Origin of the sequence: Rouxiella sp. WC2420 (assembly GCF_041200025.1) — a bacterium.
GTDB lineage: Bacteria > Pseudomonadota > Gammaproteobacteria > Enterobacterales > Enterobacteriaceae > Rouxiella.
The window spans coordinates 4,339,104-4,364,595 of the sequence record NZ_CP165628.1; the positions used below are offsets into that span (position 1 = coordinate 4,339,104).

The 25,492-nt window shown below is 48.8% G+C and carries 28 protein-coding genes and 1 other RNA gene; 17 read left to right on the top strand and 12 right to left on the bottom strand.

Features of this window, described 5'->3' with window-relative positions:
• The first annotated feature begins 152 nt into the window (after nucleotides 1–152).
• Entirely contained in the window at nucleotides 153–635 is a 483-nt protein-coding gene (gene smpB, locus AB3G37_RS20115; RefSeq protein ID WP_009636986.1) for an SsrA-binding protein SmpB, read from the top strand.
• Nucleotides 636–684: 49 nt separating this feature from the next.
• Nucleotides 685–1,065: a transfer-messenger RNA gene (ssrA, locus tag AB3G37_RS20120) on the top strand.
• A gap of 493 nt (nucleotides 1,066–1,558) precedes the next feature.
• Here ssrA and AB3G37_RS20125 read toward each other — a convergent pair.
• The gene (locus AB3G37_RS20125) at nucleotides 1,559–1,819 is read right to left on the bottom strand and encodes a DUF1471 domain-containing protein (protein WP_369788899.1); all 261 of its coding nucleotides are present in this window, start codon (nucleotides 1,817–1,819) and stop codon (nucleotides 1,559–1,561) included.
• Between the two features lie 611 nt (nucleotides 1,820–2,430).
• On the opposite strand from AB3G37_RS20125, the gene AB3G37_RS20130 reads away from it, so the two are divergent.
• The 5 genes from AB3G37_RS20130 (at nucleotide 2,431) to AB3G37_RS20150 (ending at nucleotide 6,958) form a co-directional block, all read left to right on the top strand.
• Nucleotides 2,431–2,679 (top strand): hypothetical protein, encoded by a 249-nt coding sequence (locus AB3G37_RS20130; RefSeq protein ID WP_369788900.1) that lies wholly within the window; start codon nucleotides 2,431–2,433, stop codon nucleotides 2,677–2,679.
• A 214-nt stretch (nucleotides 2,680–2,893) separates the two neighbouring features.
• Entirely contained in the window at nucleotides 2,894–3,985 is a 1,092-nt protein-coding gene (locus tag AB3G37_RS20135; protein ID WP_369788901.1) for a bifunctional transcriptional activator/DNA repair enzyme AdaA, read from the top strand.
• The gene (locus AB3G37_RS20140; RefSeq protein WP_369788902.1) at nucleotides 3,969–4,733 is read left to right on the top strand and encodes an isocitrate lyase/phosphoenolpyruvate mutase family protein; all 765 of its coding nucleotides are present in this window, start codon (nucleotides 3,969–3,971) and stop codon (nucleotides 4,731–4,733) included. Before AB3G37_RS20135 ends, AB3G37_RS20140 begins: the two co-directional genes overlap by 17 nt.
• A gap of 388 nt (nucleotides 4,734–5,121) precedes the next feature.
• The gene (locus AB3G37_RS20145; protein WP_369788903.1) at nucleotides 5,122–5,556 is read left to right on the top strand and encodes a GNAT family N-acetyltransferase; all 435 of its coding nucleotides are present in this window, start codon (nucleotides 5,122–5,124) and stop codon (nucleotides 5,554–5,556) included.
• A 61-nt stretch (nucleotides 5,557–5,617) separates the two neighbouring features.
• Complete coding sequence (locus tag AB3G37_RS20150) at nucleotides 5,618–6,958, top strand: histidine-type phosphatase (protein ID WP_369788904.1); 1,341 nt, start codon at nucleotides 5,618–5,620, stop codon at nucleotides 6,956–6,958.
• Nucleotides 6,959–6,999: 41 nt separating this feature from the next.
• Here AB3G37_RS20150 and AB3G37_RS20155 read toward each other — a convergent pair whose 3' ends face one another.
• The gene (locus AB3G37_RS20155; RefSeq protein ID WP_369788905.1) at nucleotides 7,000–7,476 is read right to left on the bottom strand and encodes a GNAT family N-acetyltransferase; all 477 of its coding nucleotides are present in this window, start codon (nucleotides 7,474–7,476) and stop codon (nucleotides 7,000–7,002) included.
• 210 nt (nucleotides 7,477–7,686) lie between these two features.
• Between AB3G37_RS20155 and AB3G37_RS20160 the strand changes: the two genes are divergently transcribed.
• On the top strand, nucleotides 7,687–8,466 hold the full coding sequence (locus tag AB3G37_RS20160; protein ID WP_009636979.1) for an ABC transporter substrate-binding protein: 780 nt from the start codon (nucleotides 7,687–7,689) through the stop codon (nucleotides 8,464–8,466).
• A 59-nt stretch (nucleotides 8,467–8,525) separates the two neighbouring features.
• Nucleotides 8,526–9,629: a DUF2817 domain-containing protein gene (locus AB3G37_RS20165; RefSeq protein ID WP_369788906.1), complete on the top strand. Its 1,104-nt coding sequence runs from the start codon at nucleotides 8,526–8,528 to the stop codon at nucleotides 9,627–9,629.
• A gap of 54 nt (nucleotides 9,630–9,683) precedes the next feature.
• Here the strand turns inward: AB3G37_RS20165 and AB3G37_RS20170 are convergent, their stop codons facing one another.
• Nucleotides 9,684–10,463, bottom strand: coding sequence for a 2OG-Fe(II) oxygenase (locus tag AB3G37_RS20170; protein ID WP_369788907.1), 780 nt, complete (start codon nucleotides 10,461–10,463; stop codon nucleotides 9,684–9,686).
• Between the two features lie 151 nt (nucleotides 10,464–10,614).
• Here AB3G37_RS20170 and AB3G37_RS20175 point away from each other — a divergent pair, with 151 nt between their 5' ends.
• Nucleotides 10,615–11,328 carry a GNAT family N-acetyltransferase gene (locus tag AB3G37_RS20175; RefSeq protein ID WP_369788908.1) on the top strand — a complete coding sequence of 238 codons (714 nt, stop codon included), beginning with the start codon at nucleotides 10,615–10,617 and terminating at the stop codon, nucleotides 11,326–11,328.
• Nucleotides 11,329–11,387: 59 nt separating this feature from the next.
• Here AB3G37_RS20175 and ada read toward each other — a convergent pair whose 3' ends face one another.
• Together ada and AB3G37_RS20185 are read right to left on the bottom strand one after the other, a co-directional pair.
• A complete protein-coding gene (gene ada, locus AB3G37_RS20180; RefSeq protein ID WP_369788909.1) occupies nucleotides 11,388–12,482 on the bottom strand; it encodes a bifunctional DNA-binding transcriptional regulator/O6-methylguanine-DNA methyltransferase Ada in 1,095 nt (364 codons plus the stop codon).
• A 76-nt stretch (nucleotides 12,483–12,558) separates the two neighbouring features.
• Nucleotides 12,559–13,080: an N-acetyltransferase family protein gene (locus AB3G37_RS20185; RefSeq protein ID WP_369788910.1), complete on the bottom strand. Its 522-nt coding sequence runs from the start codon at nucleotides 13,078–13,080 to the stop codon at nucleotides 12,559–12,561.
• A 74-nt stretch (nucleotides 13,081–13,154) separates the two neighbouring features.
• On the opposite strand from AB3G37_RS20185, the gene AB3G37_RS20190 reads away from it, so the two are divergent.
• Both AB3G37_RS20190 and AB3G37_RS20195 read left to right on the top strand, forming a co-directional pair.
• Nucleotides 13,155–13,709 (top strand): helix-turn-helix domain-containing protein, encoded by a 555-nt coding sequence (locus AB3G37_RS20190; RefSeq protein WP_369788911.1) that lies wholly within the window; start codon nucleotides 13,155–13,157, stop codon nucleotides 13,707–13,709.
• Between the two features lie 9 nt (nucleotides 13,710–13,718).
• Complete coding sequence (locus tag AB3G37_RS20195; RefSeq protein ID WP_009636972.1) at nucleotides 13,719–14,189, top strand: GNAT family N-acetyltransferase; 471 nt, start codon at nucleotides 13,719–13,721, stop codon at nucleotides 14,187–14,189.
• A gap of 6 nt (nucleotides 14,190–14,195) precedes the next feature.
• On the opposite strand, the gene AB3G37_RS20200 is transcribed toward AB3G37_RS20195, so the two are convergent.
• The 3 genes from AB3G37_RS20200 to AB3G37_RS20210 form a co-directional block, all read right to left on the bottom strand.
• Nucleotides 14,196–15,890: a M28 family peptidase gene (locus tag AB3G37_RS20200; RefSeq protein ID WP_369788912.1), complete on the bottom strand. Its 1,695-nt coding sequence runs from the start codon at nucleotides 15,888–15,890 to the stop codon at nucleotides 14,196–14,198.
• Complete coding sequence (locus tag AB3G37_RS20205; RefSeq protein ID WP_369791003.1) at nucleotides 15,890–16,687, bottom strand: transporter substrate-binding domain-containing protein; 798 nt, start codon at nucleotides 16,685–16,687, stop codon at nucleotides 15,890–15,892. The genes AB3G37_RS20200 and AB3G37_RS20205 overlap by 1 nt, the downstream gene beginning before the upstream one ends.
• 62 nt (nucleotides 16,688–16,749) lie before the next feature.
• Nucleotides 16,750–17,937 carry a M20 family metallopeptidase gene (locus tag AB3G37_RS20210; protein WP_369788913.1) on the bottom strand — a complete coding sequence of 396 codons (1,188 nt, stop codon included), beginning with the start codon at nucleotides 17,935–17,937 and terminating at the stop codon, nucleotides 16,750–16,752.
• Between the two features lie 188 nt (nucleotides 17,938–18,125).
• Here AB3G37_RS20210 and AB3G37_RS20215 point away from each other — a divergent pair, with 188 nt between their 5' ends.
• Nucleotides 18,126–18,980: a LysR family transcriptional regulator gene (locus AB3G37_RS20215; RefSeq protein ID WP_009636967.1), complete on the top strand. Its 855-nt coding sequence runs from the start codon at nucleotides 18,126–18,128 to the stop codon at nucleotides 18,978–18,980.
• Between the two features lie 66 nt (nucleotides 18,981–19,046).
• Entirely contained in the window at nucleotides 19,047–20,324 is a 1,278-nt protein-coding gene (locus AB3G37_RS20220) for a lysine N(6)-hydroxylase/L-ornithine N(5)-oxygenase family protein (protein ID WP_369788914.1), read from the top strand.
• Nucleotide 20,325: 1 nt separating this feature from the next.
• On the opposite strand, the gene AB3G37_RS20225 is transcribed toward AB3G37_RS20220, so the two are convergent.
• Nucleotides 20,326–21,210 carry a PhzF family phenazine biosynthesis protein gene (locus AB3G37_RS20225; protein ID WP_369788915.1) on the bottom strand — a complete coding sequence of 295 codons (885 nt, stop codon included), beginning with the start codon at nucleotides 21,208–21,210 and terminating at the stop codon, nucleotides 20,326–20,328.
• A 53-nt stretch (nucleotides 21,211–21,263) separates the two neighbouring features.
• Nucleotides 21,264–21,791 carry a class IV adenylate cyclase gene (locus tag AB3G37_RS20230; RefSeq protein WP_369788916.1) on the bottom strand — a complete coding sequence of 176 codons (528 nt, stop codon included), beginning with the start codon at nucleotides 21,789–21,791 and terminating at the stop codon, nucleotides 21,264–21,266.
• Between the two features lie 147 nt (nucleotides 21,792–21,938).
• Between AB3G37_RS20230 and AB3G37_RS20235 the strand changes: the two genes are divergently transcribed.
• Nucleotides 21,939–22,382 carry a DUF1198 domain-containing protein gene (locus AB3G37_RS20235; RefSeq protein WP_009636963.1) on the top strand — a complete coding sequence of 148 codons (444 nt, stop codon included), beginning with the start codon at nucleotides 21,939–21,941 and terminating at the stop codon, nucleotides 22,380–22,382.
• A 67-nt stretch (nucleotides 22,383–22,449) separates the two neighbouring features.
• Here the strand turns inward: AB3G37_RS20235 and AB3G37_RS20240 are convergent, their stop codons facing one another.
• Together AB3G37_RS20240 and AB3G37_RS20245 are read right to left on the bottom strand one after the other, a co-directional pair.
• On the bottom strand, nucleotides 22,450–22,785 hold the full coding sequence (locus AB3G37_RS20240; RefSeq protein WP_009636962.1) for a DUF2002 family protein: 336 nt from the start codon (nucleotides 22,783–22,785) through the stop codon (nucleotides 22,450–22,452).
• 141 nt (nucleotides 22,786–22,926) lie between these two features.
• Nucleotides 22,927–24,123, bottom strand: coding sequence for an MFS transporter (locus AB3G37_RS20245; RefSeq protein ID WP_009636961.1), 1,197 nt, complete (start codon nucleotides 24,121–24,123; stop codon nucleotides 22,927–22,929).
• Between the two features lie 358 nt (nucleotides 24,124–24,481).
• Between AB3G37_RS20245 and AB3G37_RS20250 the strand changes: the two genes are divergently transcribed.
• A complete protein-coding gene (locus AB3G37_RS20250; RefSeq protein WP_009636960.1) occupies nucleotides 24,482–24,793 on the top strand; it encodes a DUF883 family protein in 312 nt (103 codons plus the stop codon).
• A 458-nt stretch (nucleotides 24,794–25,251) separates the two neighbouring features.
• On the top strand, nucleotides 25,252–25,491 hold the full coding sequence (nrdH, locus tag AB3G37_RS20255; RefSeq protein ID WP_017491423.1) for a glutaredoxin-like protein NrdH: 240 nt from the start codon (nucleotides 25,252–25,254) through the stop codon (nucleotides 25,489–25,491).
• Nucleotide 25,492 lies beyond the last annotated feature (1 nt).

Here is a 25,492-nt window from a genome sequence, read left to right on the forward strand (position 1 = left end):
TTTTCCAAGTGTCATAAAACATACAGATCATATCATTTATCGCTCCTGCGGCAAAAATCTCACGATAGATACAGCACAAGCTGTGAAAAACAGTCACTCTCAACCCTCAGGGGATTTCATTCGGCAATGCTTACAGTATAATAAGTGTCACTATGACAAAGAAAAAAGCACATAAACCCGGTTCCGCAACCATTGCAATGAACAAACGCGCACGCCATGAATATTTCATCGAAGATGAAATTGAGGCTGGTATTTCTTTGCAAGGATGGGAAGTAAAATCACTGCGTGCGGGCAAAGCCAACATTGCTGATAGTTATGTGACCTTCAGAGACGGGGAAGCCTTCCTGTTTGGTGCTACCATTACACCCCTGAGCGTTGCTTCAAGTCATGTTGTCTGCGAGCCGATGCGTACCCGTAAACTCTTAATGAACAGACGCGAGCTTGATAAGCTGTTTGGCAAGGTAAATCGCGATGGCTATACGGTAGTTGCTCTCTCAATGTATTGGAAAAACGCCTGGACTAAAGTCAAAATCGGCTTGGCCAAAGGTAAACAAGATCACGACAAACGCGATTCCGCCAAAGATCGCGAATGGGCAGTAGATAAAGCACGTATTATGAAAGGCTCCAACCGTTAAGTCTCTGGCTTATCGGGGTAAAGTTCTGATATACTGCTAACAGTTCTTTGGGGCTGATTCTGGATTCGACGGGATTTGCGAAACCCAAGGTGCATGCCGAGGTGCGGAGGCCTCGTAAAAAACCGCAAAAAAAATAATTGCAAACGACTCGCAATTCGAATCTGCTGCTTTAGCAGCTTAATCAGTCTAATACACTGAAGGTTCCCTTTCTCCCTAGCCTCCGCTCTTAGGACGGGGATCAAGAAAGGTCAAACCCAAAAGAGCTCGCGTGGACATCCTGCCTGGGGTGAAAGCGTTAAAACCAATCAGGCTAGTTTGTTAGTGGCGTGTCCGTCCGCAGCTAACCGGTGAATGTGATGACTGGACTAAGCATGTAGTGCCAACGGCGTAGTAATTTCGGACGGGGGTTCAAATCCCCCCAGCTCCACCAAATAGTACTCCGGTTATTACCAGATAAGTCCGGAGAAGTACGAAGAGCCCGCAACCCACAAGGTCTGCGGGCTTTTTTGTGTCCATAATAGTCCAATGCCCTCCTCTAATATCCAGCGTTTGTTAGCCCACCTTTAAGCCTACGCTACGATTTAATCTCAAAACTGCAGGCCTATTAATTGAAAAATCCGAATGTGGCAGGGCAAACCTTATCGAAGACAGAGTTTACAAAAATCACGTTGCTGGTTTCAGCGAGAAGCTGCTTAATTAGTACGGGGAAAAACATCAACAAGTGCTAGCAGAGGGAATGTTTGCAGAGTTAAACATGTCAATATATTGGGATTTTGCCATAAAAAAACCGGAGACATTGGTTGCTCCGGAATTCTTCATGATATGGGGGAACGATCAGCTAATTTTTATCAGACAGATATTATATCTAAGCCGGTCTTTCGCCATATTTTTACTCTCAATACTTCATTGATTGGGCAAAAAAATTATTTATAGATTTCTGCTGAACCAGAGACGTTATTTTGACCAATGGTAGAGATGATTTGGTATGAACTTGCACCTTCTTGCGCCGCTTTAGCCGCTAATTTTTCGTGAAGCACACCAACATCTCCACTGTCTACAGACTCACTTATTGTACCAATGCTGTGCTCGCCAGCTGGAGCAGAATTCACTTCGGTAGCAGCGAATGTTGCAAATGAAGCAGTAGTCAGTGCGATAACGGCAAATGCTTTAGTCAGGCTTTTCATAATAATTCCTTCAAATCTCTTTAATTTAGTCTTGCAGGTTTGGGTGGATAAATTTATTTATCGTTCGTTAAACAAATGGTATGCCTCGGAGGAATTCTGTGCAAGGCGTTTGTTTAACAGTCGTTAACATATTGTGCTTATATTTTCTAACCATAAGAATGCAATCTGTTAGCGATATGGCTGTGCATTGCGAAAATGTTGTCCCAAAACCCTAAACCTGATCATGAAAGGATTCGTACATGGCAGGAACTACGCGTCCTCTCACCGTCCAGAAATATGCAAAGCTAAACCCACGGACCATAACTAAAGCGGTATAACGGCGAAAGATGCCAACAAAAAAATTTTTCCTTAATTTCCAATCACATCCGCGCCAAACACTGCTTTTAGGAGAAATTTAATTTAACTTCTTTAAAATACTTTAACCTTATGAATTTAAAAGCATTTAACCAAGCTTCATTTAATCTGAAAAGAATAAATTAGCTCAATTTACTCCCCTCATCTGATTGCTCTCACTCGCCTTCACCTATAACTTAAATATCGAATATATCTATAATATTCAAATACATATAAATATTTTATATCTTTCCCTCATTTATATAGGCGAAATGAATATGTCGAAGAATACCAAGAAATCATCAAGGCTTGCCTCACATCTAGCAGCCAAAACTCTTTCAAATCCTCTAGCTTCTCCTATTGAAAAAAGTTTGGCGGGGTCTGTGCTTTCGCAAACAGGAACAGGAAATCAAACAGGAGAAGAATTGCAGGCTATTGCTTCGAAGGCGCTAAGAGACCCTAAATCAGATAAGGTAACAAAAACTTTAGCAGGTTCAGTTGTTTCACAGTCGACTAAGGATCGTTAATCAATCAACAGCCGGAGCCTGATTAACCACTACTCACAGGCTCGGCTTTAATCGCTCAAAAATATCAGAAATAACTATCAGCCATACCGCGCTAGATTTTATTCCAATAGTAAATTTTAATTCCAAATCAGCAAAATCAACGCCCGAAAATCGTCGTACTCAATGATATAAATCCCTTATGCTTTGCTCACTTATCCCGGCTGAGAGTTGAATCATGCTTTTCGATTTACCCGACGATGATATCCTTTACCGTGCCCTAATTGAACGTGACCCTTCCTTTGACGGTTTTGCCTTTGTAGGCGTAAAAAGCACGGGTATTTTTTGCCGCCTAACCTGCCCCGCACGAAAGCCCAAACGTGAAAACTCTGTCTTTTATTCGTCAGTCGCGAGCGCTATGGAAGCTGGATATCGACCGTGTAAACGATGCTGCCCACTTATGCTCGGCGGGCAAAAAGATCCATTAATTGATAATTTACTGACCGCATTAGAAAACTCTCCCGATAAAAGATGGAGTGAAGATGATGTTCAAGCAATGAAAATGGATCCTTCAACGGTTCGCCGTGCCTTTAAACGCCAATTCGGTATTACCTTTCTTGAAATGGCACGATTACGAAGATTAGGAAAAGGCGTCGATGCACTTACCAAGGGTAATCAGGTCATAGAGGCTCAGCTTGATGCCAACTATGAATCTTCCAGTGGGTTTAGGGCGGCGATAACTCGTCAAATCGGCCTTAAACCAAGCCATGCCCATAGACATCTGTTTCTTAAGGCCGAATGGCTTGATACTCCCATCGGTACAATGCTGGCAATTGCCGATGAGCAGACTCTGTATTTGCTGGAGTTTGTCGATCGTCCAGCATTAGCCAATGAAATAGATAAGCTTAAGAAGTTAACAAGTTCAGAAATTATCTTTGGTCGCACCGCGGCTTTGGAACTGCTTAATGAAGAACTAATCAGTTATTTTTCAGGAAAAAATCAGGTTTTTAAGACCCATTTAGCTGAGTTTGGATCCTTATTCACCCGAAAAGTCTGGGATGCTCTCAGAGAGATCCCCACAGGGGAATTACGCAGCTATTCAGATTTAGCCAAAGACATCGGCCAGCCTTCGGCTTCACGAGCCGTAGCAAGAGCAAATGGCGCTAATCAGATTTCAATTCTAATCCCCTGTCACCGAGTCATAGGCGCTGACGGCTCGTTAACGGGTTATGGCGGCGGCCTATGGCGCAAGCGTTGGTTAATTGAACATGAAAGAAGAATAGCCATGAAATCATCTAAAAAGGAGTGGGGAAATGAATCAGGAAAATAAAACAATTGAATTCAGGAACTTGCATAGCAAAGCCAATCCATTGATTTTGTATAATATTTGGGACGTGGGAAGCGCACAGGCCGTAGCAACCGGCGGAGCAAAAGCCATCGCCACAGGCAGTTGGGCTTTAGCAGCCGCTCAGGGATATCAGGACGGTGAAGAGATGCCGTTCAGCATTTTGTTGCAAACCGCTAAAAGAATTGCTGAAACGGTGAATCTCCCACTAACTATTGATTTTGAAACAGGGTACGGGGCGAGTAAGTGCGACAATCTGAGGGCGCTGCTGCAAGTAGGGGTGTCCGGAATTAATTTTGAAGATCAGCTTCTGGGTCAGCAAACATTAAATTCAGTAAATGACCAATGCAGAGATATTACCGCACTGGTAAAAGTGGCGGAATTTGAAAGAACTGGTTTATTTATAAATGCTCGAACCGATGTTTTCTTGCAACAGCCAGATGTGGCAGTACATCCTCAATTGATGACAGAGGCGAAAAAACGCATCTTGGCCTATCAGGAAGCCGGCGCCGATGGTATTTTCGTGCCAGGCCTTACTCACCCGCAGTTAATTGCGGAACTCTGTGACTTCTCACCTTTACCTATTAATATCATGATGAATGATCGCGACACCTCTTTGTCACAGTTCACTCAGTTAGGTGTAAGTCGCATCAGTTTTGGCCCCTATCCTTTTATCAGCCTTATGGAAAAAATAAAGAAACAATCGCGAGTGCTGTATCAAGTCACAGAATGAATTGTTAAAAGATGCCTCATACAGAAAAGTAGCAAACCAAAATGAGTGGCAAAGGTAACAAAGATAAAACAAATTTGCGGCGCTGTATGACCAAAGTAAATGAAGTAGATGAAGTAGATGAAATGGCCATTTCATTAGGCGTGAGTTGTTAAGGCAAACCGGATCTGCACCTGGGTTATCACCCGAGCTTTTAAGGCGCCTATTTTCTCGATCCAGAAGGTAATAAGCCGCACGTTTTCAGCCACCACAACGTAGACATAGCTCAATAATGATAGCGATATCATCTACTTTCGACTTGCTTTGACGCATTAGTTTCACTTGACCTTCACTCGGACTCAACCTCATCATCAGGCAAGAATTCAATCGTGATGTACTGACTGAGGTGGTGATGGAAAAGTATCAGCTGCAAATGACCGATATCATTGATGAAGAAACGAGAAATATCATTGGAGAAGGACTCGACGAATTCAATGTGGATACTGCCGGGCTCCAGGATCGACAAGCATTAGCCATCGTAGTTAAAGACCCCGAGACAGGAAAAGTGCTGGGCGGCATGCTTGGACGCTCTTCCCTCGGCCTGCTATTTCTCGAACTGTTTTACTTACCTGAAGAGCTGAGAGGTTCTGGTTTAGGTTCCGAAATGCTGCGCCAGTTTGAACAGGAAGGGATAAGACGCGGATGCTCCGCTGCAGTACTTTATACCTTGAGCTTTCAGGCACCTGATTTTTATGCCAAATATGGCTGGAAGCGTTTTGGCGAGGTTCCATGTTTGCCAGCAGGTAGCAGTAGAGTGTTTATGAGCAAACTCTTAATTACACAATAATCATATATTCCTCATTTTTTTAAGAGAAAATCATTCTAAATTTTAGAAGGATGCCCACCCGATGTCAGTAAAGCCTTATACCTTTCTTTTTTCAGCGGTAATCACCAGCCTGTTTTTACCGGCAAGCTCCTTTGCCGCCAGTGATGCGGTGACAACTGTAATCCCAGCCCCACAAGATCTTCAACTGCAACAGGCGGTTATTTTAAGTCGCCACGGTGTACGCTCGCCAACCAGGCAAACTAAAGAGATGAAGGATCTGGCAGGTCAGGACTGGCCTAAGTGGCCTGTAAAACCGGGATATCTTACGCCGCGAGGTCAACAATTAGTCTCTCTGATGGGCACTTATTATGGTGATTATTTTAAAAAAGAAGGGCTACTTTCGTCTGAGCAATGCCCTGGGGACAGTGAAGTATTCGGCTGGGGTGATACTGACCAGCGCACGCGCCTAACGACTCAAACACTGTTAAGCGCCATCGCACCGCACTGCCACGTGATGGCCAAAAATCAGGCCGATCTTAAAAAGCCCGATCCTGTATTTCATCCTTTAAAAGCCGGGATTTGTACGCTGGATAAGGCAACCGCAATCAAGGCCATCGATAAAGAAGCTGGCGGCTCGCTGGACGCATTAGATCAAACCTACGCTCCGCAGCTAAAGCTTATGAGTCAGGTATTAAATTATCCTCAATCTAGCTATTGCCAGCAGATGAAACAAACCGGTCAAACTTGCAGTGCCGTCATCGACATACCTTCCTCGATAAAGATGAAGAAAAAGGGCACCGAGGCGACTTTGGAAGGCGGGATCGGAATGTCGTCTACCTTTGCCGAAAACTTCCTGCTGGAAGATGCTCAAGGTATGCAGGACGTGGCCTGGGGGCGAATTAAAGACCAAAAAACCTGGCAGGCGCTGCTCGAATTGCATAATTTGCAATTCCGCCTGATGTCGGGCACGCCTTATATTGCCAAATCAAACGGCACGCCGGTCTTGCAAGTGATTGATAACGCATTCGGAGCCGCCGCTCCAGCCTCGTCAGGGTTTAGCCTGCCATCGGGTAACAAGGTCCTAATTCTTGGCGGACACGACACTAATATTGAGAATGTCGCTGGAGCGTTAGGCCTTGACTGGACTCTAACTGACCAGCCTGACCATACGCCACCTGCTGGCGCATTGATGTTTGAACGCTGGCAGGATAAGACCACGCATCAACAATATATTTCGTTGAGAATGGTCTATCAGACTCAAGATCAGATGCGCACGCAGCACAAGCTAACCCTCAAGCATCCGCCGATGACCGTGGCGCTAAGTATTCCGGGCTGCGAGAATATTGGTGATAATAAACTCTGTGCGATCGGTACTTTCCATCAAGTGATTGAGAAAGCTCAGTTGCCGCAGTGTAAAATTTAAAATTATGTAATGGCTGGATAACTCACTGCCGCTTGTGCAGTTCAGTTATCCAGCCAGATCATTTCGAAGCAATCGAGATCGCTTTGCACTGACTTCGAAAAATATTTTCCCTTCGACACAATCGTGAAACCCTGCTTTTGATAAAACCCCACGGCGTTTGGCGTTGAAGACAACGTTAGTTGTGTCATTCCTAAATTACGAGACTGCTGTTTGATAGCATTAATGATCGACGATGCCAGCCCCTTACCCTGATATTCCGGTAAGGTAAAAATTGCTTCAACGTGCCCGGTTACCAAGTCGAGATAACCACAGGCACAAGGCACATTCTCGTCTGAGGAATCTATGATAAAAACCTGATTTTCAGCCACAGCCTTATTCATCCCATCCGGCATTTTCTCAGGCGTGAAGGCGCTTAAAATTGCTGGCTCATAAACGCCCGCGCAACCGTGCCTTAACGCCCGATTACGCAACTGCCAAAGCCCTAGCGCATCATCTCTGCTGGCTATTCTTATCTCCATTTATCCCCCTGAGTATGTCAGACAAAGTCGCCCTGCATTTCACTGTAAACCCTATGTTTCTGTTGTGGCAACACTACAGACTGGTGCATTAACCTGTTTTCATTCTGCATGTTTAGTTAGCCCTGTCTGTCAGGTATTCTCATTAGATATTGATAAAGATGGTACACATCTTGCTGTGATGAACCATAAATTTACCCTGAGGAATATCTGATGAAAAAAAGCGCGTTATTTACCTTACTGGCTCTGGCCTCGTTTAGCTCATTGGCGAACGCCGAATCAGTACTGCGCTTTGGTGTTGACCCTACTTTTGCTCCTTTTGAAACCAAAGCGCCAGACGGCAGCCTGGTCGGCTTTGACGTTGATCTTGGAAACGCTATCTGCCAGCAATTAAAAGTTAAATGCCAATGGGTCGAAACCGGCTTTGACAGCATTATCCCGGCGCTGGATGCTAAAAAATTCGACGCAGTACTTTCTGCAATGTCCGTGACGCCAAAACGCCAGGCACAGGTTGATTTCTCCGATATGCTTTACCACATTCCAAGTGTATTGGTGGCTAAAAAAGGCAGCGGGATCTTACCCACTCCAGAAGCGCTGAAAGGCAAAACTATTGGCGTCGCGCAGGGGACGATTCAGGAAGCTTATGCACAGGCACTGTGGCAGAGCAAGGGAATCAACGTTGTTTCCTATCAGAATCAGGATTTGGTGAATCAGGATCTAGAGTCCGGCCGTGTTGATGCCACCCTGACCAACGCCGCCGCAGCACAGTCCGGTTTCCTTGATACCGCCGCGGGAAAAGATTTTGCCTTCAGCGGCGGCATGCTGACTGATCCAAAGTATCTTGGCGCGGGGACCGCAATTGGCCTGCGTAAAGGCGATAAAGAACATCAGGAAATGATCAATAATGCACTGGCGGCTATTCACCAGAACGGCACCTTTGAGAAGATTGAGAAAAAATATTTCAGCTTTGAAGTCTACAATAAAAAGCCATGACAGCAGCCGGCTACTCTTAGGATGGCCGGTAATCTTAACCTGATTGCAAGGAGATAAGGATGCTGCAAGGTTATGCCCAGCTCCCCGATTTTAGCTTTCAACGCGCTCGCTTTCTTGCCGCTGCACAAGATGCCGGGGCGACAATCACACATTATCCACATCCCTTAAAAGGCCCAAAAGGTGAGGACCTGGCGACTGACGTGGCGGTGCTAGGCAATCCTCTTTCGTCGCGGCTGTTTGTGGTGGTTTCGGGCACGCACGGTGTTGAAGGCTACTATGGTTCGCAATCGCAGATAGACTGGATGAAAGTGAATCATGCCAACACCTTGCCTGCCGACACTGCATTGGTCATGATCCATCTGATCAACCCGTGGGGGACTGCGCACCTGCGGCGGGTCAATGAAGATAATATGGATCTGAATCGCAACTTTGTTGATTTCAGCAAACCACTTCCGGCCAATGATCGTTATGAAGATTTGCATGATATTTATCTGAGTAAAGATCTGAATGGGCCTGAGCGCGCGGCTGCGGACGATCTTATGGATCATCGCGCTCAACAAGCGGGCTGGGCTGAAGTGAAAAAAATAGTCGAGGCCGGCCAGTATCGGCATGAAGACGGGATCTTTTTTGGCGGCAAGCAGGCAAGCTGGTCTAATCAAACTTTACTGAAGATTATCCACACCCATTTGGCACACGCCAAGGCAATAATCAGCTTCGATTTGCACACGGGTGCGGGCGCCTATGGCCATCCGATGCTCATGGCGATTGCTCAACAGGCTTATCCTTCGCTGCAACAGGCGCGCGAGGTGTTTGGTCCCTGGTTGTATGTGCTGGTAACCGGTAAAAATATTGGCAGTGACACTGGCGTGACGGCTACGGCCACCGGCTACCTGTCACAATTTATGCTTGATAATCTGCCTGACGCGCAGCTGATTCAGCTGGTGATCGAATGCGGGACTTACGACGGTGAAACCATGCATCATTTGGTTCGTGACGATCACTGGCTGCATCTTTACGGCGATCCACAAAGCCCACAGGGTAAGAAAATTAAAGGCGAGCTGTTCGAAGGGTTTTATCCGCAGGATAAAGACTGGCAGCAGTTGGTTCAGCTGCGCACCCAGCAGATTTTTAATCGCGGATTTAATGCGCTGGCAACACTCTAAGGCATTGCCATGAGCGAAAAGGCTCATTCTGCGCTGGCTGAATGAGCTTTTTTATCAGACGCGGCCGTAAAAAGTCAGTCGCGCGGTTTCTGAAAGCGAGATGTCGGGCTTCGAGTTATAGGCCAGCACCACCAGCATACGGGTGGTGTTTCCCTCGGTTGGTGTAACGCGGTGAATAGCGTTGCGTCCCCTGAATAGCACTAAATCACCGGCCTCAATGCCTAGTTTCTTCGGCTGAATTTGCTTATCCAGCAGTTTTTCGACGCCGTCGTAGTTCATGTCGCCGTTATCGGCATCGCGCAGATTCTCGACGTACTCAAACACCCCGCCCGCTTCGGGTTTTTGTATCAACAAGGTGATGGCAAAAGAAGAGTTATCAAAATGCCAGCCCAATTCCTGACCTTCGCTGGCATAGTGCAGATTAATTGAAGAAAGTTTATCGGCATACGGATAAAGCTGCTGCTCTCCCAATACTGCACACAAAAATGCGCGAAACTCTGGAGCATCATAGAGCGCCCGCAGTGCAGAATTTGGTGGGATCTCTTCGTCGGTAATACAGCCTTTGGAAGACACTATCTGCCGATTGCGCGGATGCGTAGCCGGCAGACTTTCATCGGGCTTAAGCAGGTAGACATTGTGATTGCTGCTGGTGTAATAAGCCAAATGCCGGTTTTCATCGCCTTCCTGTTTTATCTCCGTGAGCGCCGTGGGATTAAGGAAGCGATGCAGCACCAATGCCCCTTTGTTATCTAGCGTCTCTTTGCAGCGAGCGAGGAAATCTGCGTCCTTAATCGGGTTAGCAGCGAAATTAACGATCTTGTCGAGATGTTGCATGACGGCCCTCAGGAATTAATCAGGAAAAACTCAGTTGCATTCACTTTATCCAAGCTTCCCAATACTGGGAAATAGAATCGATTGCGAATTCGCGAAAGTTTTGATTTTATAAATGTTCATTCATCAACCACACAGGTAAAACGGAATTAAGATGACAACCTTGAATCATTTTGGACAACCGATTGGCGATGAAGTTAAAGGATGGCAACCTCGCCCACTGCCGGAACGCATTACGCTGGAAGGTTTGTACTGTTACCTGGAACCGCTGGAGGTTAATAAACACAGCGAATCCTTGTTTAACGCCTGGCACAGTATTGATGATGACCGCGACTGGACTTACTTCTCTATCGACCGCCCTGCAACTCAGCAAGAGTGCGACAACTACATAACAAAAATTTCTACTCTTAAAGACCCGCTGTACTTTGCTGTGGTTGATAAAGAAACGCAGCGCGCCATCGGCGGCGTATCATTAATGCGTATTGATGCCGTGAACGGCGTAGCGGAAATTGGTTGGGTTAACTGGTCACCGTTGATGAAGCGCTCACGCTTTGGCACCGAAACTATCTCTCTGCTGCTAAGTTATCTCTTTGATTCTCTTGGCTATCGCCGCTGCGAGTGGAAATGTAACAGTTTGAACGATGCCTCAAATCTGGCCGCCAAACGTTTAGGTTTTCAATATGAAGGTACTTTCCGTCAGGCACTGCTGACCAAAGGTAATAACCGCGATACCTGCTGGTATTCGATCATCGATCAGGAATGGTCGCCTATCAAAGCCGCATTTGGACAATGGTTAAGTGCAGACAACTTCTCCCCTGAAGGCCAGCAAAAACAGAAACTTGAAGCATTCAGAACCAGACCGGAATAACTTTTCCCGCGGGTTTAACAGTAAAATACCCGGTTCAACCCGCGCCTTTGCTAACTAAATTAACGAGATTGGATTAACTGCGCTTCGCGTTTTTGCTCTTTCTCCAGTAGACTCTTTTTGCGCGCCACGCCCCAGCGGTATCCTGAGATATTGCCATCATTGCGGACTACCCGATGGCAAGGGATAGCCACTGCCAGCAAATTAGCGGCACAGGCTCCGGCAACGGCGCGAACCGCTTTGGGTGAGCCGATTTTTTCCGCAACCTGGGAATAGCTCAGCGTTTCGCCCACCGGAATCGCCCGTAAAGCATGCCAGACCCGCTGCTGGAAAGCCGTACCGCGAATATCCAGCGGCAAATTTAGCCCTGCTGTTGGCCGGTCTACAAAACCAACCACTGTTGCAACGCGCTGCTCAAAATCAGGATCATTGCCCAGCAGTTGCGCATGCGGGAAGTTATCCTGCAAACTTTCGACCAGAGTCTGCGGGTTGTCACCCAGCAGGATCGCGCAAATCCCGCGCGAGCTTTCCGCTACCAAAATATCCCCCAGCGAACAATACCCAACGGCAAACCACACCGCCATGCCCTTACCACCGGCCCGATAGGCGCTCGGCGTCATCCCCAGACTGGCAGGGGAGCTGGCGTAAAAGTTACCATTGGAAGCATAACCTGCATCTAAAATAGCATCAGTGATCGATGGATTATCCGCCAGCGCCTCGCGCACCCGCTGTTGTCTTTTGGCGATGGCATAAGCGCGCGGCGTCAAACCAGTGAAAGTTTTGAAGATACGGTGAAAGTGCCAGGCACTGACTCCAACCTGCTGTGCAATTTCTTCCAAAGTCGGCGTTTTCTCTGCGTCTTCCAGCAAACGACAGGCTTGCTCAATCTGCTGACTGTATTGCTGCTGCAAAGATATTCGCCCCTGTCGGCAGCGTTTGCATGGTCGATAATCTGCGGCTTCGGCCTGTGCGGCATCGGCAAAAAACTCAACGTTTTGGCGATTCGGCTGGCGTGACGGACATGAGGGCGCACAGTAAATTCCGGTCGTTTTTACTGCATAAACGAAATGCCCGTCCGCCTCGCGATTGCGACCGATTACTGCCTGCCAGCGCGCGTCTTCGTCGGCGAACACACTGTCTTTCGGATCACGTTTCATGGTGTTCTCACTTGTCTGATTAATTCAACCCAGCCTAAAACTTTTGCGCCACCGCAGCACTCTGCCGCTTGCTTTCTCATTCTGCTCGCGGCTGATCAGGCGTGGTCAGGACAAGCTGATAGAACGCCAGATCCAGCCAGCGATCAAACTTGTAGGCGGCCTGCTTGATGATCCCGGCCTCGGCAAATCCTGCCTTTGTGTGCAGCGCGATACTGGCAGCATTGGTGGCATCGATCCCGCCAATCAGCGTATGTACCTGTCGCTGCCGGGCTTCGGCAATAACGGCATCGAGCAAGATTTTTCCCAGCCCCTGCCCGCGATGCTGCGGATGAATATAAATCGAATGCTCAACGGAATACTTGTAGGCTGGCCAGGCGCGGAAAGTGCCATAGCTGGCAAACCCTAACAGTTTGCCGTTGTCGTCTTCCAGGCCTATCACCGGGAAATTGCCGTTGCGTTTGGCGGCAAACCAAGGTGCCATCGACGCAATCGAGCGTTCGTGATAATCGTACAGCGCCGTCGAGTTGACGATCGCCTCGTTAAAGATCTCAAGTATAGCGTGAGCGTGATGCTGTTCAGTGCAGTCGATCATTTTCATGGTATTTCCCCTTGCTGGTTTAATTTCTAATATAGTAGAATTAATTCCACAAAAGTAAACAAAGGCGTATCCCAATGTCAATAGATGAATTAATCGCCAGCCGTTTGCTGCTGCTGCGCAAGAGCAAAGGCCTCAATCTGGAACAGCTGGCTGAATTGGCGGGCGTCAGTAAGGCGATGATTTCAAAAATCGAGCGGCAGGAAAGCAGTCCGAGCGCAACCCTGCTTGGCAAGCTTGCCGCTGGTTTAGGTGTCTCGGTGACTCAGTTATTGTCAGAGGAAAGTGCAACGCCCAACCGTCTGCGTCGTTTCAATGAACAAGAGGTATGGCAAGACCCTGACATCGGCTATCTGCGCCGGCAGGTCTTGCCACCCGAGGCGCACAGCGGGCTGGAAATGATCGAGGTTACGCTGCCCGCCAAGGCGCGAGTAAGCTATCCGAGTTGGGGAAACAAGGCCTATTTGCAGCGGTTATGGCTGGTTGAAGGAGAATTAATTATTCACTATGGCGATGAACATTATGAGCTTTATACCGGTGACGTATTAAGTTTTGGCGTTGATTTAGCCGTGACCTTTGATAATGTCAGAAACGAATCATGTCGCTATCTGTTAGTTATCAATCAGGGATGAGGAAACTACGTGCTGATAATCAAACCTACCGTTCTAAATAACGCCCATTTTATTGAACTGGTCCGCCAGCTTGATGCCTATCAGAGTGCGATGTATCCCGCCGAAAGTGATTACAGCATGCCGCTGGAAGAGATGCTTGCCAATGAACATTACGCGTTTATCGCCGAAGTAAACGGCGTTGCGGCCGGCTGTGCATGCCTGTATATCTGCGACGACGGTCTGGCCGAAATCAAACGGGTTTATGTCAATCCGCAGTTTCGCGGACTGGGCATTGCCGATCGGCTGATGGCCGCTGTGGAAGCACAGGCTCTACAACTGCAACTGCCGAGCCTGTATCTGGAAACCGGTGTCGATCATCTTGCCGCTATCGGCCTTTATAAGAAACGTGGTTTCGTTATCACCGACTGTTTTGGCGAGTACACATACGATCCGTTAAGCGTTTATATGGTTAAGCCACTGGCGTATCAGCAACGCGCCTGAGTGATTTCAAAGACCTGCGCGATGGAGCGCGTCGCCAATCTGCTGTAACAGGGCTATTGCTCTATCCCGCTGACGTCGATATTGGGTGATCATCATCAGGCGGCTTTCCGCTGAAGTCTGCTGCAAATCCGCCGCAAGCTCCTGAAAACCAGGAAAAGCGCCGCCGCGATAGCTTAAATCATAGTGAAAATCGTCAGTGGAGCTGTAACGCAACCGATGAAAATCCGCCACAATATTGGTAAGCAACGGTTGCCAGCTGGCGGGTTCTGCCGCTGCTCGCCGATTTAACGCCGTTATCGGCTCACATAAATTCAGTAGCCGTTGTTTAATTGGCTTAAGGCTGAATTGCGGATCCAATCGATCCTGAAGCTGCTCTAAAGCCGCCAGCATCGATTCCAGATAGTCACCAGCCGCCAGCGGCAAATCTGGCTGATGCAGCAGCCGATCCAGCCAATGCACGTGGATCTGGCAGTCGCGCCACAGAATATTCAGATCGAGCTTATCGTAACTATCTTCCTCAGTATGCCACCACCAGCCGCCTCCGCTGCCCGGCGAATCGCTGGTCTTCTCAAGTGGCACCTCGCGCAAGGCAAAATGCATTGGCACGCCGCTGCCCCAGAATGACTGATCGCCGCCCTTGCCCAACGGCGTGATGCGCAGCGCAGGTTTTCCGGTAACCGCTGCCACTGCCTGATTGAGGAAATCGTTGGACTCGGCACCGCTGGCATTAATCACCACCTGAACCGCATCAAGGCAGCCCGGCGAATCAACGTTGATATGCGCAACACAATGTTTGCCGAGCTGCTGACGATAATTGTCGGCATACCAGGTCGAACCGCCGTAGCGGGCGTTGGAATGCCCGGGCCACCAGGCGATACGCAGCCCGCGTCGCAAAGTGCCTGCCTGCTGTTGAAAATGCAGCGCCATCGCCAGACACAGCGCGTTGCCGGTGGCATTATCGGTCACTCCTTCATGCCAGGAATCATAATGCGATGACAACAGTACAAATTCTGGCGTTTGCCCGCCAATCTCGACTATCGGCAAACTACAGGGGCGGACGTGGCGGTTGAGTACCGTGCGCATTTGTGCCTCAATCCGCTGCTCGCCGTGGTAAAGATTTAACAGCCGTTGGCCGTCGCGCTGATTGATAGAAATCACTGGCAATCGCGGATAGCGCTGCTGATCATCTGGCGTCGGAGTGCCCCAAATCGGTCCAACGGTTTCTTCATGCAGCGCGGTTTCAGCCGAGCCCCAAAGGTGAATAAGTCCCACAGCCCGAGCAGCATCAAGACGTTGCACATAGTCCTCAAAGCCTTGATCGGCAATCACAATCTTGCCACGCACCTGCTGCGACCACTGTTGCCATTCCAGGTCACTGCGCGTCTGTGTTGAAGCATTGTCATAGTACAAAGGGGCTTTAACGCCCTGCGGACAGTGCGCGGAAAAAGAACGTGTTTTCGCCCTAACCTGCCACTCAGGGAAGTCCGGCAGCAACAGGCTGCCTTCCAGCGGATCACTCAGCAACAGAGGGCAAGATTCCAAATCCGCCTCCAGCCCGTGCTCGCGCAGCATCTCGACCAACAAACCTGCCGCCTGCTCGGCGTCTTCGCTGCCAGATAATCTGTGCAGCTTTGAGTATGCCAGTAATAACTCATTCATAACCGGCATCAATTGATCGTGCCGTGGGGGGGCAAAAGTCATTATTTGCTTACCGCAGCCTGATGTACCGCGATATCTAAATCGCCAAAGTATTTAATGCGGATCTTGTCCCAGGTGCCGTCAGCGATAATCTTCGCCAGACCCTGATCGAGCAATGCCTTGGTTTTTTCGTCGCCTTTGCGCAGGCCAAAAGAGGAACCGATGCTGAAGAGTTTGTCGTCGCGCACCTCAGGGCCAGTCAGGGTGAAATCTTTGCCTTCTGGTTTATTGAGGAAGCCGTAAGTCACGGCTACCGCCGGGCTGAGCGCCGCATCCAGTCGACCGGCAATCAGATCCTGATAAATGGTGTCCTGATCGGCATAGGCCACCACGTCCACACCTTTCGGCAGCCAATAGGCGTTTGCATACATTTCCTGAATCGATCCTTGTTGTACCGCAACACGTTTGCCTTTCAGTGATTCAGCCGTCGGCAGCAGCGGACTGCCTTTATGCACGACCAGTTTGGTTGGAATGTGGTAAACGAAATCGCTGAAGTCGATGACTTTTCGGCGTTTTTCTGTCGCACCCTGCGGTGAGATAAAATCGACTTTTTTGGCAATCAGCGACGGGATTTCGGCGTCAAAACTCGTCACCACGTAATCACATTTAACCTGCATCTCTTTGCAAATCGCATTGGTGACGTCAATCTCATAGCCGCTTGGCGTGCCCTGAGTATCGCGAAACTGGAAAGGTGGATAGCTTAAATCAGCCGCAACGCGCAGGGTTTCGCCCGCCGCATGGGCTGCACCGCTGGTGATGGCGAGGCCCAGCACAGTCAGGAGCAAAGAATTTTTCAGCATCGTTTTCATTATTGTTTTCCCATCTTGTCGTTTTTGGTTTTATATCACTCTGAATGAAGCAATTAGTTCTGCGCTTTCCAGCTTAGGAATTCCTGGCGCACCGCGGCGAGCATGTCCGGGCTTGCAATCAAGTCTACCGCGGTCATTGCCAGCGCCTTGGCAGCATTGAGCATCGCTTCTAATCCGGCTTCGGAACCGGCAGCGGCGGCAAATTCTGGGGTGTGTGGCATGACATCGCCGATGCGCAGATAAGGATGGATAGCGGCGGTGATTTGGCTGACGTTGCCAATATCGGAGGAACCGATGCCGCCGCTGCGTGGCGGTGGCACAACTTCAACGCCGAGAATTTCGAGATTCTGCTTGAAGAACTCAGCCAGCGTCAGGTTGTTGTTGCGTTCGGCGTAAGTCAGACCTTCTTCAATCTCTAATCGCGCTCCGCTCATATCAGCCGTGCCCTGTGCCGCAGCAAAGACCTTATCGCGTACCACGCCCAAGCCTTTCACCGTATTGGCGCGCAGCAAGAATTTGGCTTCGGCGTAGGCAGGCACGATGTTGGTGGCGCTGCCGCCGTTGGTGATAATGCCGTGGACGCGCACGTCGTCGGTAAAAAATTGGCGCAGCGCGTTGATGCCGACAAAGGTATGGATTACGGCATCCAGCGCACTAATGCCATTTTGCGGGGCCGAAGCGGCATGCGCTGCCTTGCCGTAAAATTTCAACACTGCATCGACGCAGGCCAGACCGCCGCGGATCACCATAGTTTTATCACGCGGATGGAACATCATTACCGCGTCGTGATGGTCAAAAAACCCTTTGTTCGCCAGGATAATTTTGCCGCCGCCCTCTTCTTCTGCCGGAGTGCCAATCACTTCAATACGCCCGGTTAAATCCGCATAGCCGTTTTTCAGCGCCAAGGCAGCGGTGATTGAAGCCGTGCCAATCAGGTTATGGCCGCAGGCATGGCCAAGATCCACCAGCGCGTCATACTCGGCGAGCAGCGCAATAGTTGGCCCTGGTTTTCCGCTGTCGAAGGTAGCGCGAAAAGCGGTCGGCATGTCACCGAGCTGTTCTTCAATCTCAAAACCCGCTTCACGCAGCGGAGCTATTAGTGCGGCTGCCGATCTGACCTCTTCAAAACTTAGCTCGGGATTGGCATGAATATTCAGCGCCAGTGCTTTCATTGCTGGTGCTAATTGGTCGACGCTATAAATAATTTTATTCTTTTGATCTATCTTGGTGCATTCAGACATGATTTTTCCCTGAGCTGGTGCAGATAAACCCTTAAACTGCGAGTTATCTCTCAATTAATTAGGTAGTTATTTGCTAGTACCTCCACAAATAGGAGATTTTCACGTCAACGTCCAATTAAGTGTTTTTATCTGCGCGGCGTTTCATGCAAAAATTCTTTTATGGTACTGACTGGCGGTGGCAATAGATCATGAATGAAAAAGATTGGCTGATTATTCACAGCGTCTATCAACATAAAAATATCACTCGCGCAGCAGAGCAGCTTTACACTTCCCAGCCGGCCCTGAGTTATCGACTCAAACAAATTGAGCGCAAGCTGGCGGTAAAGCTGTTTGATGAAAATCAGAAAGGACTGGTGTTCAGTGCTCAGGGCGAATATTTGGCCCAGCACGCCCAAAAAGTTTTACGCGACTTACAGCAGCTGAAAGAAAATCTGCACAGTCTGGATCATGCCCAGCAGGGCGAGATATCGATTGGGGTATCCAGTAATTACGCGGCTTATCGTCTGCCGCCGCTGTTAAATCGTTTTCGTCAGCTTCATCCGGGAATACGCATTAATCTGATGAGCGGGCTCAGCGAGGAAATTTTTACTTTATTGCAACGCGGGGAAATTGACTTCGCCATCGTGAAAGATGATTACAGCTGGAAAGAAGGCAAAGAATTAATTGATGAAGACGATTACCTGCTGATTAGTCAGCACGATTTTGATTTTGCACTTCTGCCGCATTTGCCGCAGATCCGCATTATTCATGGCCAGCACGTTACCCAATTATTGGAGCGCTGGTGGAACGCTCATTTCTCGCAGACGCCGAATATCGCCATGACTGTCGATAAACTCGAAGTGTGCCTGGGCATGGTGACTCACGGGCTGGGTTACGCGATCATTTCGAGCTATCTGCCGCTGCCGGAAAGCCTCTATCGCCGCCCCATTACTCTTGACGGGCAAAACATTAAAAATCGCACCCTGCTACTTTATCGACATAATCTGCAAACTTCGCCGGTGATGCAGTCTTTTATGCACATTCTCAAAGGGCATCAGCTTTAAACAATCACCAAGAAATCCGTTTTCTATCGTCTATGCTTAAGTCATCTTAATCATCGAGCAACGGATATGACTCTTGATCTTATTGGTGTCGGGATTGGCCCTTTTAACCTCAGTCTCGCGGCTCTGGCGAAGGAGACGGGCCTGATTCAAAGCACTTTTTTTGATACCCATCATGAATTTGGCTGGCATCCCGGCATGTTGTTACCCACCGCGACAATGCAGACCTACGTTTTGCAGGATCTGGTTACCACCGTTGCACCGCGCAGTGAGTTTTCATTCATCAATTATCTGGTGGAGCGGAAGAAGATTTATCGTTTTTTAGCCACCGAACAGCTAATTATCAGCCGCGATGAGTTTTCAGACTATTTGCGCTGGGCCTGTGAAAAGATGCCGAATCTGCACTTTTCGCAGCCGGTTGAACAGATTGACTTTGACGATCGCCAGCAGTTTTTTCGCGTACAGACCGCCAAAGGTGAATATCAGTCGCGACATATCTGCCTTGGCTCAGGTCACGCGCCGTGGACGCCGCTGTCTGCACGTTCTGCGGTAGGGAAAAACTGTTTCCACGCTGCTGAAATTGAGCTGCTGGAGCCGGATTTTACCGGCAAGCGGGTGATGATTGTCGGCGGTGGACAAAGCGGTGCCGATATTATGCTTAACACGCTGGACGGGCATTGGGGCCAACCGGCGCAGCTGAGCTGGTTATCGCGCCGCCCCAACTTCCAGCCGCTGGATGAATCAATTTTCACCAACGAATACTTCACCCCAGAATACGTTAACTATTTTTATACCCTGCCGGTTGAAGTGCGGGAGCGCGAAATTAAAACGCAGAAACTGCCGTCTGACGGCATTAGCTATCACACGCTGGAAAAAATTTATCACCATCTTTACCACAAGTTTGACGTGTTGCAGGAACCGAGAAACGTTTCTCTGTTGCCGCATCGCACGCTGAAAAATATTACCCGCATTGGCGAAAGTCGCTTTACCCTCGAGGCACTTCACGGATTAAGTCAGTGCGATGAGCATTTTGAGGCCGATATTGTGATTTTAGCTACCGGCTATCGCCCCGCATTGCCGAAATATCTGGAACCACTGCTCGACCGCATTCCCTATGATAACGAGAAGCACCTGCCGCTGGAGGCGAATTTTAACCTGCGCTGGCATGGCCCGGAGTGTAATCGAATTTACGCGGTTAATGCCGGAATTCACAGCCACGGCAGTGCCGAGGGGCAACTGACTCTAACCGCTTGGCGATCGGCAAAAATCGTCAATCACCTGCTCGGCAAGCCGTACTATGACATAACCCCTTGCCAGTCGCTGGTGCAGTGGTGGCCGGGGAAATGAATTAAATATTCAGCGAGCCGTCGATCAAGGTACGCGTTTCACCGCCAATCCACGGCTGGTCCTGACAGTCATAGTTAACGAACACCCGGCCATCGCGTTGCAACACCGTACCTTGGCGAACGCGATACTGACTGGACGTTGACCCACCGTCCGGGAAATTTTGCTGTGACAGCACGCGGGCCAGACAAGCATTGGCGCTGCCCGTCACGGGATCTTCCACCAGCTGCGATTGTTCAACCAGCAATGCCCTGACTTCATAGTCCAATTCAGCTCCCTGCGGGTGCGGGCCGTAAATTGCCAGTCCATTGACTCCGGCCTGCTCTTGAAGCTCTGCCAGCGCCGCACTGTTGGCTTTAACCTGCAAACATTCTTCAGCGCTGTTAATTCTCACCACTAGCCAACGGATACCCATATCAACGACAAAAGCCTCGCTGTCTGCCGCACGAGCCGCATGGTGTATCGCGTCGTCAAGCAACGGATAATGCTCGTTTTTTAAAACGTTGATGGTGGCATCCGGCGCGGCAAACGCCAGTCCTCCTTCGGACAGCAATTTTACTTTCACCAGCCCCACGCCACATTGCTGAATCAGCTGGCCCGCCGTTTTTGGCAGCAAACCAGACTCAAGCAGTGCGTGTGCCGTACCCAGCGTAGGGTGCCCGGCAAAAGGCAATTCTCCGCCCGGCGTGAAAATTCGCACCCAGTAATCGGCGTTCGCCTCGGTGGCGGGTAAAACAAACGTCGTTTCAGACAAATTGGTCCAGCGGGCAAAAGCCGCCATTTGCTCATCGCTCATCCCTGTTGCATCAAGAACTACCGCCAGAGGGTTACCTTTCAATGGTTGAGCAGTAAAAACATCGACCTGCTTAAAACGGCGTTTAACTGACATAAACTTGCCTTTTAGAAAAAATGGGAAAATGAAATTACGTCAATAAAACTAAATTACGTAGACGAATGATGCTGCTGCCTGAGCAAATCAACATATGCTTGATCGACCAGTTCCTGGCGCTGGATTTCAAGGCATTCTAATAATTCTTCTGCAATAGCAATACCCTGCGCCTCTGTCTCATGTTCCTCCAGCACGACTTCAAACTCCAGAAAATCCCCCAGATCTTTGACGCGGTCCAGATGCAGGCGAGTTTGCCCCACCATAAATAGCGTGCGCTGCTTGATTACCCTTCCGGCGCTGCCATAGGCGAGTGTCAAAGTTTCGCGCAGCCCGTCGGGATCCTGGGTTTCAGAAATAGAATAGAAACTGGTTTTCGGACCGGCCTTATCATCACGCTTATAAAAAATCAGCTCTCCGCGATCCGCCGCCAGCTTGCGCAACTTAAGTCGTCCATGGGGGCAAACAAAGAAGGTATCATCTTGATCAATAAGGTCAGGCACGCCGTCTGCCAGAAGGGCTATTTTTGCATACAGGGCAGAAAAATCATCAATCCGTGCTTTGATTTCAACATTGCGAGCCATCACAAACTCCATAAACAGCAAAGGGATTTTTAGTCTATTACTGCAATATGATGCTATTAGTTTCAACAATTATTTGCAGTTGATAAAGCTCAGTAACCCTATAAACTCTTTGCCATTACGCACCAAGGCCGGAGGCCCGAGTCAATAATGATATGGATTATGATTGCTGCACTGGTTGTCGTTTTTGTCATTGGCTATTGGTTTATGACGGCGGACACCAGAAAGGCGAACGATTCGCTTGCCAGCCTGTTGAAAATCAAGCCGGTTTACATTGAGTCAATGCTGTTGGAAATGGGGAAACGCCAAAGTGCGATGTTTATCCGCTCGATTAGCGGAGGCTATGCGGAGGAGATCCGTAAGGCTGCCTATATCGTTTTTATTTATCAGACATTTATTAAAGATGCATCAGACGAGAATATTTTAACCTGGCGCAATGTGCTGGTGCGCGCGCACCTGAATCCAGTTTTGACCAGCGAACACGCCGAGCTGGCGTTATTTTATTTCTCCGAATTGGATATCGAACCTTTCGAGCTGGCCCAGTTTCGCCGCAGTTATAACGATACCTTTAACCAACTGCATCTGGTGTCGTAATTCCTTCGCGCTGACGAATTGCCTATGACTGGCTTCCCCCGAAAATGGGGGAAGGCACAGAAGACTATTATCTGAATACATTATCCAAATAGTTAGTCAGCAACTGGCGTGAACTGAAACCGTGGCAAATGCCATAATATGCAGCAGTTTCGCTTTCCAAATCCAAAGGGAACTGGGTGTAAACCTGACTGCTACGAAAAGATGCCGTCGGCTCTGCGAAACGCTCACTGCGTTCTTTCATGGCAGGGTGAATCACCAACGCCGTGCGACCAAACCGCGCTTCACGATTAACATAGACGTAATGCTCGCCGCGACGATAGCCATAGGCTTTGTCATCAACGAAATCGCGCTCAAATCCAGATGTTTCCAACACTCTTGCCACTTCATCGGGCCGTAAATACATAGTTTTTCCTCGCTCTCAAAACCGCAAGGCGACCTTACCGCAATAACTCTGCCAAACAATGCATTTACGTCCAAATCTGGGGAATTTAGGATTTATCTAAGCTTTTCCCGGCAAGATCTCAATCTGCCGGGAATGCAGGGGTTATGGATTTTGTTGTTGCAGTTTTTCGTTGCGCAGCATTTTGATGGTGATCATCATTGCCAGCAGCACCATAAAAGAGGCGGCCAGATAAATCGACGGCGTACCGAAATGCGAAATGACCAGACCGGCGATCGGGCCTGTAAGGCCAAGGCCGAGATCCAGAAACGCCGAATAGGTGCCAAGCGCAGTACCCTGATTCTGCTGTGGAACCTGCTTAACCGCTTCGACCCCCAAAGCAGGGAAGATAAGCGAGAAGCCAGAACCGGTCAGGAACGCGCCAATTTCCACGCTGAGCGGGCTGTGCCCCTGCCAAATCATCAGCAAACCAACAATCTCAATCGCAAACGAAACGATAGACACTTTCAAGCCGCCAAAGCGCGCGATATTGCTGCCAAAAATCAGGCGCATACCTACAAATCCCAGGCTAAACAGGGTCAACGTAAAGGCGGCGCCAGCCCAGCCTTTGTCGGCGTAATAGAGCGTGATAAAGGTCGCAATCACGCCAAAACCGATGGTTCCGAAGCCCAGCCCCAGCCCGTGCATCCATATTTTACCCACCACGGCGCGGAAGGCGATCCGTTTGCCGGTTACCACAGTAATCGCCTCTTTCGAGGTCGCCAAAGCGATAGCCAGCGCGGCAATAATCAGAATGGTCACAGCCACGCCCATTAAACCGAAATGCACGTTTAGCATAACTCCCAGAGGCGCCCCCACCGCCATGGCACCGTAAGTAGCAACACCGTTCCACGAAATGACGCGACCAGTGTGAATAGGATTGGTTGCGCCAATGCCCCACAGAATGGTTCCGGTGGCGGCAAAGCTTTCACCAACCCCGAGAAATACGCGGCCAACACAGAGTAATATCAGGCTAAGCAGCGATGAAGAGTCACTAAGGTCGGCCAAAACGTACATCAGCCCGCTTATGCCACAGCAGGCCAATCCAAAAATAACGACTTTTTTGGGGCCGATATTATCGGCAAATCGACCGGCGTGGGGACGGCTGGCAAGCGTGGCGAAATACTGCACGCTGATAATCAGGCCTGCGAGAACGGAGTTGTATCCGAGTTTGCCGTGGACAAATCCTGGCAAAACCGCCAAAGGTAAACCGATGCTTAAATAGCAAACGAAAGTAAAAATAACTATCGACAGTATGCGTTTATTCAACTGTAAATTAGTTTGAAACTTAGTGGGTGACATGGACTAGCCTGGATATAGATCACAGTTTTGAGGAGTTCACAGCATAAACAGGTTTTCCCGCGCTGCAAATTAAAAATACGCTATAAAAATGTCATCATTTGTCACACTGGCGCTGTTTTTGCAGACAAATCCGATCATCGCGCCAACAATCCGCGCCAGCTCTGAAGAAAATCACACTAACCAATCGCTAAAAGAAATGATTTTCCACTTCATATTGCGCAGATAATGCGCGATCACACGTGATATCGGTCACAGAGCGGGATATTGGGCTATGCTTTTAGAAGGACGTCACTGAGTGAAGAAAATATTAATTGCTCATTGAAAAAATGTCCCCAAATGTTCAAACAAGGAGAGCTTAATGTTTAATAAAAAGACAGATAAAATCGAACGTGATGCCGATGAGGACATTTCTTTGCTGGCCGATACTCTGGATGAAGTGCTGAAATCAGGCAATTTAAAATCCAAAGAAGAAATTGAAAAAATTCGCGGCAAGGCAGAAGGCATTTTACGCGACGCTCGCGCTCGGTTTACCGGCAACACCAATTTGACGCAGCACGCACGTGATGCAGCCAACCAGGCAACAGATTATGTGAAAGAAAATCCATGGCACGGTGTGGGTGTTGGTGCTGCCGTAGGTTTGGTCGTAGGTATTCTGCTGGGGCGTAAATAACCCATCAGGCACAGATTTTTTAGCGCATTAAACCCGCTAACTGGCCTTAAAAGCCAGCAGCAAGACAGTTAAAATTCCTGATAAACGCCCCAATGTGATTAACGCCACGTTGGGGCGTTTTTTTATTCAAAATATTTTTTCGTGCCAAGTTTTTTATTTTTCAAAGAATTTTGTCCAAAATTCAACCAACCTCGCCTTTACAAAAATTCTTTAAAAAATCGAAAAAAAGCTAAGCCAGATTCTACGCGGCCTCGCGGCCCATTACGCCCAAATGATAATCAGTCATTGGAAATACCTATATCTAGGCGACTTGAAAAGTTATGGCACTACATCTAGTATTCAACCCATCGACAGCGGATAACCCTGCGATACTCATCTTACGGCTGATCTCCTGCATAACACGCAGAACACGAGCCGTAAACAATTCAGTCATCTTACCCTAAAGGTAAATGCGAATCATGAGCATAATCATTTACAGCAAACCAGACTGCGTGCAATGCAACGCCACTTACCGCGCTATGGACAAACATGGCATCGATTATCAAGTTGTCGATCTGACGCAGGACGCGCAAGCATTGGGCCAGGTTCGGGCGCTGGGTTATCAGCAGGTTCCTGTAATTGTCGCCGGTGACGATCACTGGTCAGGTTTCCGTCCAGACAAAATTACTGCACTGCGCCAGCTGCAAGAAACACACTGAG

Coding starts and splice junctions, on each gene's coding strand:
- smpB (WP_009636986.1), top strand. CDS start 153: ATGACAAAGAAAAAAGCACATAAACCCGGTTCCGCAACCATTGCAATG.
- AB3G37_RS20125 (WP_369788899.1), bottom strand. CDS start 1,819: ATGAAAAGCCTGACTAAAGCATTTGCCGTTATCGCACTGACTACTGCT.
- AB3G37_RS20130 (WP_369788900.1), top strand. CDS start 2,431: ATGTCGAAGAATACCAAGAAATCATCAAGGCTTGCCTCACATCTAGCA.
- AB3G37_RS20135 (WP_369788901.1), top strand. CDS start 2,894: ATGCTTTTCGATTTACCCGACGATGATATCCTTTACCGTGCCCTAATT.
- AB3G37_RS20140 (WP_369788902.1), top strand. CDS start 3,969: ATGAATCAGGAAAATAAAACAATTGAATTCAGGAACTTGCATAGCAAA.
- AB3G37_RS20145 (WP_369788903.1), top strand. CDS start 5,122: ATGGAAAAGTATCAGCTGCAAATGACCGATATCATTGATGAAGAAACG.
- AB3G37_RS20150 (WP_369788904.1), top strand. CDS start 5,618: ATGTCAGTAAAGCCTTATACCTTTCTTTTTTCAGCGGTAATCACCAGC.
- AB3G37_RS20155 (WP_369788905.1), bottom strand. CDS start 7,476: ATGGAGATAAGAATAGCCAGCAGAGATGATGCGCTAGGGCTTTGGCAG.
- AB3G37_RS20160 (WP_009636979.1), top strand. CDS start 7,687: ATGAAAAAAAGCGCGTTATTTACCTTACTGGCTCTGGCCTCGTTTAGC.
- AB3G37_RS20165 (WP_369788906.1), top strand. CDS start 8,526: ATGCTGCAAGGTTATGCCCAGCTCCCCGATTTTAGCTTTCAACGCGCT.
- AB3G37_RS20170 (WP_369788907.1), bottom strand. CDS start 10,463: ATGCAACATCTCGACAAGATCGTTAATTTCGCTGCTAACCCGATTAAG.
- AB3G37_RS20175 (WP_369788908.1), top strand. CDS start 10,615: ATGACAACCTTGAATCATTTTGGACAACCGATTGGCGATGAAGTTAAA.
- ada (WP_369788909.1), bottom strand. CDS start 12,482: ATGAAACGTGATCCGAAAGACAGTGTGTTCGCCGACGAAGACGCGCGC.
- AB3G37_RS20185 (WP_369788910.1), bottom strand. CDS start 13,080: ATGAAAATGATCGACTGCACTGAACAGCATCACGCTCACGCTATACTT.
- AB3G37_RS20190 (WP_369788911.1), top strand. CDS start 13,155: ATGTCAATAGATGAATTAATCGCCAGCCGTTTGCTGCTGCTGCGCAAG.
- AB3G37_RS20200 (WP_369788912.1), bottom strand. CDS start 15,890: ATGACTTTTGCCCCCCCACGGCACGATCAATTGATGCCGGTTATGAAT.
- AB3G37_RS20205 (WP_369791003.1), bottom strand. CDS start 16,687: ATGCTGAAAAATTCTTTGCTCCTGACTGTGCTGGGCCTCGCCATCACC.
- AB3G37_RS20210 (WP_369788913.1), bottom strand. CDS start 17,937: ATGTCTGAATGCACCAAGATAGATCAAAAGAATAAAATTATTTATAGC.
- AB3G37_RS20215 (WP_009636967.1), top strand. CDS start 18,126: ATGAATGAAAAAGATTGGCTGATTATTCACAGCGTCTATCAACATAAA.
- AB3G37_RS20220 (WP_369788914.1), top strand. CDS start 19,047: ATGACTCTTGATCTTATTGGTGTCGGGATTGGCCCTTTTAACCTCAGT.
- AB3G37_RS20225 (WP_369788915.1), bottom strand. CDS start 21,210: ATGTCAGTTAAACGCCGTTTTAAGCAGGTCGATGTTTTTACTGCTCAA.
- AB3G37_RS20230 (WP_369788916.1), bottom strand. CDS start 21,791: ATGGCTCGCAATGTTGAAATCAAAGCACGGATTGATGATTTTTCTGCC.
- AB3G37_RS20235 (WP_009636963.1), top strand. CDS start 21,939: ATGATATGGATTATGATTGCTGCACTGGTTGTCGTTTTTGTCATTGGC.
- AB3G37_RS20240 (WP_009636962.1), bottom strand. CDS start 22,785: ATGTATTTACGGCCCGATGAAGTGGCAAGAGTGTTGGAAACATCTGGA.
- AB3G37_RS20245 (WP_009636961.1), bottom strand. CDS start 24,123: ATGTCACCCACTAAGTTTCAAACTAATTTACAGTTGAATAAACGCATA.
- AB3G37_RS20250 (WP_009636960.1), top strand. CDS start 24,482: ATGTTTAATAAAAAGACAGATAAAATCGAACGTGATGCCGATGAGGAC.
- nrdH (WP_017491423.1), top strand. CDS start 25,252: ATGAGCATAATCATTTACAGCAAACCAGACTGCGTGCAATGCAACGCC.